The sequence below is a fragment of the Marinomonas sp. UCMA 3892 genome, assembly GCF_012726345.1.
Classification (GTDB): Bacteria; Pseudomonadota; Gammaproteobacteria; order Pseudomonadales; family Marinomonadaceae; genus Marinomonas.
Map to the genome: position 1 here is coordinate 535,787 of NZ_PTXN01000002.1, position 11,171 is coordinate 546,957.

At 41.2% G+C, this 11,171-nt stretch carries 10 protein-coding genes; 1 reads left to right on the plus strand and 9 read right to left on the minus strand.

Annotated features, from left to right (window positions below):
• Positions 1-10 precede the first annotated feature (10 nt).
• The 8 genes from B6N13_RS05320 to B6N13_RS05355 all read right to left on the minus strand — a co-directional run bounded on the left by B6N13_RS05320 (position 11) and on the right by B6N13_RS05355 (position 10,151).
• Complete coding sequence (locus tag B6N13_RS05320; RefSeq protein WP_169458722.1) at positions 11-1,279, minus strand: TRAP transporter large permease subunit; 1,269 nt, start codon at positions 1,277-1,279, stop codon at positions 11-13.
• Between the two features lie 2 nt (positions 1,280-1,281).
• Positions 1,282-1,800: a TRAP transporter small permease gene (locus tag B6N13_RS05325; RefSeq protein WP_157035988.1), complete on the minus strand. Its 519-nt coding sequence runs from the start codon at positions 1,798-1,800 to the stop codon at positions 1,282-1,284.
• A gap of 54 nt (positions 1,801-1,854) precedes the next feature.
• Positions 1,855-2,835, minus strand: a complete 981-nt coding sequence (locus B6N13_RS05330; protein ID WP_012070799.1) for a DctP family TRAP transporter solute-binding subunit — start codon at positions 2,833-2,835, stop codon at positions 1,855-1,857.
• A 57-nt stretch (positions 2,836-2,892) separates the two neighbouring features.
• Entirely contained in the window at positions 2,893-3,729 is an 837-nt protein-coding gene (locus B6N13_RS05335) for a phosphogluconate dehydrogenase C-terminal domain-containing protein (RefSeq protein WP_012070800.1), read from the minus strand.
• Positions 3,730-3,742: 13 nt separating this feature from the next.
• Complete coding sequence (locus B6N13_RS05340) at positions 3,743-4,969, minus strand: ribulose-bisphosphate carboxylase large subunit family protein (protein ID WP_169458723.1); 1,227 nt, start codon at positions 4,967-4,969, stop codon at positions 3,743-3,745.
• Positions 4,970-6,283: a four-carbon acid sugar kinase family protein gene (locus B6N13_RS05345; protein WP_169458724.1), complete on the minus strand. Its 1,314-nt coding sequence runs from the start codon at positions 6,281-6,283 to the stop codon at positions 4,970-4,972.
• Positions 6,284-6,781: 498 nt separating this feature from the next.
• The gene (locus tag B6N13_RS05350; RefSeq protein WP_169458725.1) at positions 6,782-8,035 is read right to left on the minus strand and encodes a 2-oxo acid dehydrogenase subunit E2; all 1,254 of its coding nucleotides are present in this window, start codon (positions 8,033-8,035) and stop codon (positions 6,782-6,784) included.
• Positions 8,036-8,045: 10 nt separating this feature from the next.
• Positions 8,046-10,151, minus strand: a complete 2,106-nt coding sequence (locus B6N13_RS05355) for a transketolase C-terminal domain-containing protein (protein WP_211172773.1) — start codon at positions 10,149-10,151, stop codon at positions 8,046-8,048.
• A 159-nt stretch (positions 10,152-10,310) separates the two neighbouring features.
• On the opposite strand from B6N13_RS05355, the gene B6N13_RS05360 reads away from it, so the two are divergent.
• Complete coding sequence (locus B6N13_RS05360; protein ID WP_012070805.1) at positions 10,311-10,793, plus strand: Lrp/AsnC family transcriptional regulator; 483 nt, start codon at positions 10,311-10,313, stop codon at positions 10,791-10,793.
• 72 nt (positions 10,794-10,865) lie between these two features.
• Here B6N13_RS05360 and B6N13_RS05365 read toward each other — a convergent pair.
• Positions 10,866-11,171: group II intron maturase-specific domain-containing protein (locus B6N13_RS05365; protein WP_282434063.1), on the minus strand; the 306-nt coding region annotated here is incomplete at its 5' end.

Genomic DNA, 11,171 nt, shown 5'->3' on the forward strand with positions numbered 1-11,171 from the left:
AAGTAAATAATCACGAATTCACCCAAAATAGTGTAATCGAAGGAAATATTGTAATAAGAACCAAGCAGCAGAGCAAAGTTCCTAAAGGTACCAACGTCGCTAATATGACTTTTTCAACCTGGATTTCAGCCACTTGACTCGCAGCAAACAAGGTTACCCCAAGTGGAGGGGTAAACATACCTATGGCCAAGTTTACAACCATCACCACACCAAAATGAACAGGATCAATACCATAAATAATAGCAATGGGGGCAAGTATTGGTGCAAGTAGTAAAATCGAAGCAGATGTTTCAACAAACATACCAACAACTAAAAGCAACAAATTAACCGCTAAGAAAAACTGTAACTTAGTTGAAAAGTTATCCGTAGCAAAAGTAGAAAGTAGCTGAGGCAAATCGGACCGACTCACAAGAAAACTTAACAATGAAGCTGCCGCAATAATTAGCATCACAGAAGACGTTGATACCACAGAGCCTTTAAGTATCCTTGGTATATCTTTAAACGAGATTTCTTTATAAACAAAAACGCCCAGTATCAGCCCATAAATAACAGCGATAGCTGAAGCCTCAGTTGGGGTGAAAACACCACCATAAATTCCACCAAGAATCATGGTAGGCATTAGCAAAGCCAGTAAAGCATCTTTTGATGAAGCCAATAAACTCTGTTGATCATTTGCATCATTTTTGCCATGTCCAGTCACAATACACCAAACAATAACCATGATAATAAGGGCAATACCCATAAGCAGACCTGGGCCTATTGCAGCAAGAAAGAGCTTACCTATCGATGTATTAGTGCTAACACCATACATAATTAATGGCACAGATGGAGGAATAACAATTCCCAAATTCGCAGAAGACGCCTGAATCGCCGTCGCCATAGGTTTAGGATAACCATGTGCTATCATCGCTGGAAGCAAGATCGCTCCTACAGCATATGCTGTCGCAACACTCGATCCAGATACGGCAGCAAAAATCATACTGGTTATAACACAAGAAATCGCTAAACCACCCTGAAGGTTGCCCACAAGAGATTTTGCAAAAGTTACCAAACGTTTTGAAACCCCTCCTTGCCCCATAATATTTCCGGCGAGGATAAATAAAGGAACTGCCATTAATGGAAAGCTATCTAAACCAATAAACATTCGCTGTGGAATGATAATTAATGGGAGGTTACTGAAAAAATAAAGCCCTACTGCTGACGCAATAACAATAGCGACGGCAATAGGTACAGATAATGAAATGAATGTAAGCAATAGCGAAACAATGACTGTTGGCATGACTAGACCTCTGCGGTTTTAGTTATTTTAAGATCGGCAGGCTCAGGTTTATTTTCGACATTTAATATATGCCATTCAAGTAAGGACGGAATGCTTAGAACAGCACCAATAGGGATACTAATATAAAGCCAAAATGCAGATATATTTAACATAGCGACATTCTGATTCTTCACCCTTACTGCAATATCCCAGCCATACCATATCAACACACCCAAAAAAATCAGCGCGATGATGGTAACCGCTCGTTTTACCCATAGACCAAAGATATCTGGAAGGACTTCCACAAAAAAAGTAATGCTGATCATACTTCCACGGCTAAATACACACCCCATAGAAATATAAACCATCCATACCATCATCACCCTAGCCGAGATTTCAGACCAAGCTGATGGAGCACCAAATACAAACCGTGTGATGACTTGATAAAACACTAATAAAGCCATGAGCCCCATAAGAGCCGCAGAAACATTTAAAGCAGAATTATTAAGGAATCGACTAAATTTAATAATGAATTTTGCCATTTTCGTATCCTCAAATAAGAAGGCTGATACTTTCATACCAACCTTCTTAACCTATTATTTCATACTTTTTATTTCAGCTAGCTTCTCAGTAAATTCCATTTCCTTAGCGATCTTATTACGAACACCCTCGGTAGCTTTTACAAAAGGTGCTATATCCACTTTATGAATAGTCATACCTTTTTGAGTCAACTGATCTGAAGCTTCATTTTCAAGTTTCTCGCGCGACTGACGCATCACCTTAGCAGCAACATCGGCCGCTTGCTGAACCCACTTTTGCTCATTTGAGTTAAGTCCATCCCAATATCCCTGAGACATAGCAATAACAGCTGGACTATAGAGGTGCTGAGTCATAGAGGCTTGCTTTTGAACTTCATAAAGCTTTGATGTTACCGCAAGATTGATCGGATTTTCTTGACCATCAATCGTTCCTTGTTGAAGTGCAGTGAACACTTCCGTCCAAGACATTGGTATTGGAGAAGCACCTAACGCATTAAATGTCGCTAAATGAACCCAGTTTTCCATCGTTCTGATCTTTTTACCCTTAAGATCTTCAGGCTTCAAGATCGGGTCACCATTATAAGTAAGCTGGCGGAATCCATTTTCCCCCCAAGCCAAACCTTTAATCTGATGCTCTGACATTCCATCAAGAATATCCTTTCCTATATGACTATCTAGTACGCGATGTGCATGATCGTAACTTTCAAATACATAAGGAAAATCAAACAGATAAACATCTTTATCAAAGTTTCCTAAAGGCCCCGTTGAAGAAATAGTCATTTCAATAATGCCTAGCTGCAGACTCTCAACTACTTCACGTTCACCACCCAAAGCACCCGCAGGCTTCAAATCGACTTCAATTTTATGGTCACTTAGCTTTTCCAGTTCTGATTTGAAAGCATTACCGGCCGCACCATATTGTGAATCCATCGTTTGGGTAAAAGCGAGGTTAATAGTTTTAGCTTCTAGAGCCAGCGGTGAAAGGGCGAGAGTAGTTAAAGCTGCACATTGAATTATTTTTGTCTTTATTATATTCATTGGGGTTTCCTTTAATTTACATTATTGCTTATGATCATTTTATAAATTGAGTTTTACTTAAGTGATTAGTTGAATACTGTGAGCAAGTTCGTCTTTATTGAAGACTTTCTTCCAATCAGGGTGGAGCAACTTACCCAAACCATTATCGATTGCTTTATTGCAAGCATCAGAAAATTGACCATCAATTTCATCAAAAATAACCGCTGCCAGAATGTTCATATGGCCCAAAAGGAAATCACGAGCACAGTCATATGGGACCCCCCCATCAACCACTTCATCCATAGCTTGACGCATTGCAGTCAACAAAGTTGCGCAAACAGTTTCAGACAAACCTGGCTCTAACATCGCCATTTGATGCAAAGTAACACGGTAAGAATTTTTGATCGGTGCATAGATAGTCTTCGCAATATCTTCCCCAAGCTCCCATGCAGAATCAGGACCTTGCAGTAAAGTTGAGACAACGCTTTGCTTTGCATGTAAACCACCAAAGTGGTCATTTAAAGCATCTTGATTAAGTTCTTTATTAAAAATGACTGGATGGCAAGGATGAGTCACAAAGTACACAAGATCATCTCGCTTAGGGAGATGGCCAGCAAACGGTGCAGCAGCATCAAGAACCACAACCATAGTCCCCGGTTTCAAATGCTCACAAACCTGACTACTGATTTTTCCAATGAGAGTATCCGGCACAGCCAAAATAACCGCATCAGATGCTTCTAAAGCCGAGTTTTGCTGATCAGGGCCAATCGCATCAATATTAAGCTGCTCTTTTAGGTTCTTACGACCTTGCTCGCTTATTTCAACGTGATTAACCTTATAATCTGAATTTTGCAGGTTTTTAGACAAACGCATGCCCATTTTTCCGCCTGCACCGATTAAAGATATAGTTGTCATACTTACTCCACTTTTATTGTTTTGCTTTATGAGAAAAATACGATAATGCCTGCGATAACTCAGGATGAGTCACGGCATAATCATGTATATTTTGATCTGAGATACAGGAATCCCAAGCTTGTCTAATGGCTTTTACTCCCCCCTGAGCACCCAATGGATGACCATGTATACCACCACCGCCGAGATACATTAGTTCTGTAGATTTACCTGTTCGATTGTAGGTTTCTGGCACCTGACCACCCCACTGACCGGAGCAAAAAACAGGTAAAGTTGCAGATAAATGGCCAAGAGGTTGAGTCATTGCATAATAAGCCTCCATCACGGAATCATTACCTTGCCAATACTTCCCATCAATACCATTAATTTGAAGATGATCTATGCCTAATAGACGCCAAACTTTTTGCCAAACATTGAAAGAAATCCCCCAATCGCTGCGCTCATTAAAAGCCAGCCCATTAGTATGAGCATGCAAAATAACGTCACTAAACTTATTAATTGAATCTAAACCGCAAATACCTATTTGATTGACGTTTATAACAGCAGCATCACCGCCTTTGCTTTTCAAATACTCATGATTACGTTCAATTTCACCAATATCTGAATGACAAATGTTAAATGCATAAATAACTTTCTTACCACTTTTCTGCTGCCAATCATCAATAACAGGCATAATAGCGTCGATGCGATCTTTTACATGAGAGTATGGCGGACTTTGTAGTTTCTCATCGTCTTTAATGAAATCAATGTCAGCAGCCACCAGTTGTTCAACCAGATTTGCGCTGTCTGCTGGTGTGATACCAATATTCGGTTTTAAGATCCCACCGATCACTGGACCTTCTGACATTCCCAATTTGCGATAAGTACCTTCAATACCAAATTTTGGACCTTGAAAGTGAGCAACAAATTGATCGGTGAATTGAATGTCTGCTATTTTTAAACGCTCAATCACCTTAATAGATGAGACCCCACCACAAGCAATTGTGAAAATAGCAGACAAGTCATATCCGCATAAATCAATAGGGTAAGAGATAATCACACGACCACGATATTGCTTTAATGATGAAACAAAGCTTTCTTCTATAGAAATAACTTCAGCCGAAAAGCATCCCACATTACGACTTGAGATATCTGGAATTTTCGTAAAAGTTCCAGTTGTTTGATCATTGCAAATTTTCTCAGCAACTTGAGCTAAACTGATGAAACTATGAATTAAGTACGTAACCTCAAATCTATCCATCATTTACTCTCCTCCTGAGCATAATCGAACAAAGAAATCTTCAGATCCCATTTGCCCACCTTTAAGAGCAAGCTCTAACCCATCTATATCACTGTCTTGAGCATGCGCTCGGCATAGAGGAACACCTGGACAAAGTGGTGCAATAAATGTCAAAGCATCCAAGTTTAAACTTTGAATACAGTAACCTGAGGTATCACCACCAGCGACAGCAAGCCTTTCAATAAGACCCGTCTTTGTAACAGCTAAAGCAATAGCACCAAGGAAACTACCAAGCATTTCATCAAAATGTAGATCTCCGTCTTGAGAAGCGGTCGTTGAACCGCTTTTCTGAGGACCCAAAGCGGAATACACCAAAGGCGATTTATTACTACTAAGTAAATCAATACAGGTTTGAACGATCTCATCTAAATATTGAGGCCTGCTTTCAAGCATCAATAATCTGGCGATATCAAGTTCAACGGGAATGAAACAATGGCTCAACGCATAATCAATTTGACTACTTGTGATAGAAGAACAACTACCGGATAGCGCCAAAATCCTAGACTTAGACGTGATATTGATATTTTCGACAAGTTTATTTTGGCTATAAACCGCATCTTCGAAACCAGATGAAGAAACAGAAAAGTGCAGACCCTCTTGGCAATGCTCATTAATCAGCGCCCCAACTTTAGCTTGAGAGGAATGATCAACAGAATCAAAGATAACCACTTTATTTTCGGCAATAAATTGCTGTAATTTAGTCGCCGCAGAGTCGTCTGAGTACATACTCAAATTAACTGAGGCGCAATCAACCTCACCTAACTGATGCATATGCTTTACCAGATTCGCTTCTGTCATTGGCGTTGCTGGATGGCAGCTCATCACAGGGTGTCGATCTATGCGATAAGTCTCCCCTTTTGAATCAGCAAACAACTCACCAAAGCACACGTAGCGTTTAATTTTTGGAGTACCCACTACTATGGATGTCCAGCTAGGCAATAAAACATCAATTCCGACCTGAGTTGCTACGGCTAAGTTACCTTTATGAAGGTTTGAATCGAAAGTTGAACAGACTTTATAATGTATATATTTAGGATCGAAAGAATTTAGAAACTGATATACTTTCGGTAATTCAGCTCTCATCCACACAGGATCTTTGCTTCGACTTATCCCTGCCACTCCAACACAGTCATAATCAGAATAAATAATCGAATCTTTTTTCTCTGGCACACGAAGCAATAGAATCGTTTTCTTGCCGCGTAAGCTTAGACTTTCAAGTACATCAGTGGAGCCAGTGAAATCGTCTCCGTAAAATGCCAATTCTACTGTTGAGTTCAAAACCAATTCCTTATTCTTATTTTTAACAATTCCACTAAAAGATGAAGAACAAACCTTAAGCACAATGTCATCTTATGATTCAAAATACTCAAAAAAACACATCGATTCAATCATTTTTTTGATTATTTAACTCCATAAAAGCAAAAACAAATCAAAACAATCTTTTTTCAATCAAAAAATGCGCATGAGGTATGCATAAAAAATATAGAAAAAACAACTATAGCAATGCAATAGGACTCTAAATACCATCAAAAATGGCAAGAAAGCTTAAATACGAACGTGGTTAAAGAAGAGAAGAGAAGAGAAGAGAAGAGAAGAGAAGAGAAGAGAAGGGATAATGCTAGAAAGAATGTAAAAAATGATTTCAAATCCTCAAAATAACCCCAGGTACTTTATGAGAAAAGGAAACACTTCTTACTGCATAGAATTGAAACATAGCTCATCAAAAGACGATAGATTGACATGGGATCGTTACACAACGCCCCATGTCGTAAGTCATTATATTCCCCAGTTTTCTATCACCTCGACAAAATGACTCAGAAATAAGTTAGTCTGATATGCATCCAAGGCGCGATGATCGATACTTAGGGACACATAGCATTTTGGTCGGATGACAATTGTGTCTTCACCATCCACCTCTTCCACCACGGCTCTTTTTTCAAGCTTGCCAATCCCCAAAATAGCCACTTGTGGCTGATTGATGATAATGGGCGTAGCAAATAAACTGCCGCTCACGCCATGATTTGAGATGGTAAATGTACCATCTCTCATGTCTGCGGCAGCCAGTTTACCTTGTCTGGCTTTGTCTGTTTGTTGCTGTAGGGCTGAGGCGATTTCAAACAAGTTCTTCTCTTGAACCTGTTTAACGACTGGGACAATCAATCCATCATCGCCTAACGCGGTGCCGACACCTATGTTAATGTCTTCAAATATTTCCAAGCAATCATCATGAAAACGCGAATTAACGACAGGAACTTTTTGTATTGCCTTCGCGCTGGCGGCCAAGAAATAAGCGGTAAAAGTCAGTTTTACACCCGCTTCTTCAAAGCCCATTTTGCACATTTTTCTATGCTCGATAATTCGCCCCATGTCCATCTCAAAAACACTCGTTACGTGTGGCGATGTATGAAGCAAACTATCAACCATATGATTGGCGATTTTCTTGCGCATGGCAGTATGAGGAACCAGCTTACTTTTTAAACCATGCGATTTTTCAGCTGAAGTAGAAACATTTAAGTTGCTTTGCTCCTTGCTAGCTTGGGTATCAATAAAGGCTAAAATATCATCTCGCGTAACACGTCCACCTTTACCGGTACCATCAATAGAGGACAAGTTCAGGTTATGCTTTCTCAATAGTTTTCTAACCGCAGGTCCGATTAAATGGCGTTTTGAGCCATCGTTAACCAAGTCGCATTTAGCAACATCTGCCTCTGACTCAATTTGCAAAGCGTCATTAGCAACAGGAGATAATGATTTATCTACTGAAGCTTTATCTACCTCTGATTGTTCACCACAATTTAAGTAGCCAAGAATGGTCTTTTCATCAACATTATCACCCGATGTCGCCAAGATTTTTCCAATGGAGCCATCATTTTCAGCACACACTTCCATCGATACCTTGTCGGTTTCCAGCTCTAATATGGGGTCGCCTTTTCGAACTTGATCACCCTCTGCCACCAGCCAAGTGGAAAATACCGCTGCCGTACCTTCTAATGCTCCAACTGGCAGTGTAATAGTCATTGATTCGTTCATGCTCTCACCCTCACACTTCAATCAGTTTTTTCATGGCATCAGCGATCTTTTGCTCACTCGGAACCGCTTTTTCTAACAACAAAAAGTTATGAGGGTTAGGAATATCCGGCATGGTCAATCGTTGGATCGGCGCATCAAGACTAAAGAACAATTCATCGGCCAGAGTCGCGACAATTTCCGCACCAAAACCTGCGGTTTTATTGTCCTCATGAACAATCAAACAGCGTCCAGTTTTCTCCACAGAAGCCAGTACCGTCTCTTTATCCCACGGCTGAATGGTTCGAAGGTCAATGACTTCTATGCTCATATCAAGGTTTGTAGCGGCATTCTGACAACGCTCTACCATCGCACCCCAACAAACTACCGTTAACGCCGTGCCAGTAAGGATCGTTTTCGCTTTCCCAAATGGGATGACATAGTCATCACCAGGATATGGACGACGCGACCAACTATTGTCCAATAAAGATCTATGCTCAAAGAAAATTGTTGGATTATTGTTTCTTAGGGCAAAACGTAACAAGCCAACCGCATCTTCAGCGTTTGAAGGCATAGCCAATTGCCAGCCGACTTTATGCGCCCACTCCACTTCGTCACTCATGGAATGCCATGGATCGCCTCGACGGGCAAATCCACCCGGAATTCTAACCACCATAGGCGCAGCAAATTGGTTATTGGTTCTCCAACGCATAATCCCAGTATCAGAAAGCTGCTCGGCAGCTGGCTCAGCGTATTTACGGAACTGTATTTCCGGTACTGGCATCAAACCACTTAGCGCCAAACCGACAGAACGACCAATAATTCCCTCTTCCGATAAGCTGGTATCGAACACTCGATCGCCACCAAACTTCTCATTCAAGCCAAGGGTTGCCCCGTGAACACCACCTTTAGGCCCAACATCTTCACCAAACACCATCACTTTTGGGTTCGTAGCTAGCTCATAATCCAAGGTTTTACGGATCGCCGTTAGCATATTTAGACGCGAACCTTCAGGTTTGGCTTGATCACTTTGAGTTGGAAACACATGACCACTCGCCGCTAATCCACCACGAAGCTGAACCTTATCCTTTTCGGCATAAACAAATCGTGTAAGGTTTTCAGGATCCGGCTGCTGACGCTCTTTGGCTTTATCTACAGAGAGGCGAATATCGCGATAGCATTCGTCTTCTAAATCATGCCATTCATCCGCGGTCATAAAGCCATTATCAAGCAGATAACGCTTAAGCTTAGGCAAAGGGTCTCTCGCTTGCTCATCCGCGATAAAGTCTTCGTTTTTGTAGGTTTGCGTATCTTGGAAAGTGTGCCCACATAAACGCGGCACTTTAAGGCGAAGCAAACACGTTCCTTTACCTGAACGTACATATTCAACAGCTTCTTTTATCAGTACAGGCGTCAGCTCAGGGTCGGTTCCATCGCCATCAATAATCTTCAAATTTTTATAGGCTTTGAGATTGGCAACCTGATCGCCACCTGGTGTTTGCACTTCCTGCGGAACGGAGATGCCATAACCATTATCTTCAATATAAAATAAATGCGGTAAATTGTTGGTTGTTGATATGTTTAAGGCTGACCAAAAGCCATTGGTCGACATGGAAGAATCACCACCCATGGACACGGCGATGGCACCTGCGTAGCTTGAATCATTTAGCTGATTTTTATGATAAAGAATGGACTGAGCCCAACCAGAAATAGGCGTATATTGGGCACCAACCCCACCACACATAGGAAACAACATAGCGCCTTTTCTATCAACATTCGGATAGTTACAGACCACTCCTATGTCTCTACCATCGCTGTAACCACCAGCTTTCGCCATAGGTGATGCGACCACTTCGTCCAAGTCAATTCCAAGGCTCATAACAAAGGGTCTAGATCGATAGTAACCACTTGCGGCATCGTGCGGATGAGTTAGCAAAGAGCCCAAAAGAATTTGCGCAAAGTCATGCCCACGGGCTGAAAACTGATTAAACACTAACTTTTCAGGTACTAGCTCTTTTTCTTCTATCTCGTCCAAAGCACGCGATAACAACATTAATTGACTTACTCGAAGCCAATCAAATTCAGGTTTTTGACGAATGACATTTTTGACGCGATGATTTTTTTCTAGCAATTGATTCATAAAATTACACCATCTCTGCAGCTTTTCAGCTTTATTTTTATAAGTAAGATGCTATTAATCTTATCCATGATTACGCGAAATTATCTTTCTTAATTGCCGAGTATTTGCCAAACTGAGCAACAAAGTTTCTTCAAATAACAAGAATTGGAAACACATTTTATGCTCGACAAATTTGACATTAGTATTCTTGCTGCCTTGCAAAAAGACGGCCGTTTAAGCAATAGAGATTTAGCCGACAAGATTGGCCTTTCCACCGCGCCATGCTGGCGACGCCTAAAACGCCTAGAAGATGAAGGCTATATCAATTGCTACACAGCAGAGTTGAATCCGAAAAAGGTGAACTTAAATGTGATCGCTTTTGCACAAGTGTCAATGGATAACCACCACCCAGAAACACTGGAGCCCTTTCTTACCGTCGTGGGCAAATGCCCAGAAATCCAAGAGTGTCATTCGGTGAGTGGCGATTGTGATTTCTTACTAAAAATCATTACAAGAGATCTAGTGAGCTACGATGAACTGTTAAGCAAACAGTTATTGCAAGCGAGAGGGGTTCGTTCAGTCAATACGATGTTTTCAATGAAACAGCCAAAAATAACCAGAGAATTCCCATTAAGTGAGTTCTCCTTCAACGATCACTCCTGATATATCGAGTAGGGTGAGGCGTTGCCGCCTCATCCCTCTCACAGAACCGTACGTACGGACCTCGTATACGGCTCATGCAAACTTCCATTCAGTATAAACACTGAACACATACCCCGTTCTCACTTCTTCAAGATTCACCAAACCTTGCTCATCGAACCATTTGTTTGGCATCGCGTGGCTGGCTAATGGACTCGCTGCATTTCTCCAACTGGTCATCGAGATGTACTTAAACGGCGGCTTGTAGCCCAGTTGCTTGAGCCTTCGATGCAGCCGTTTAGGTTTCTTCCATAATTTTAGTTGAGCACTGCGAAGCCGTCTCCTTAACCATTGGGCGATTTTCTTGAATTCACCACTCGCATTGGCAATCCTGAAGTACTG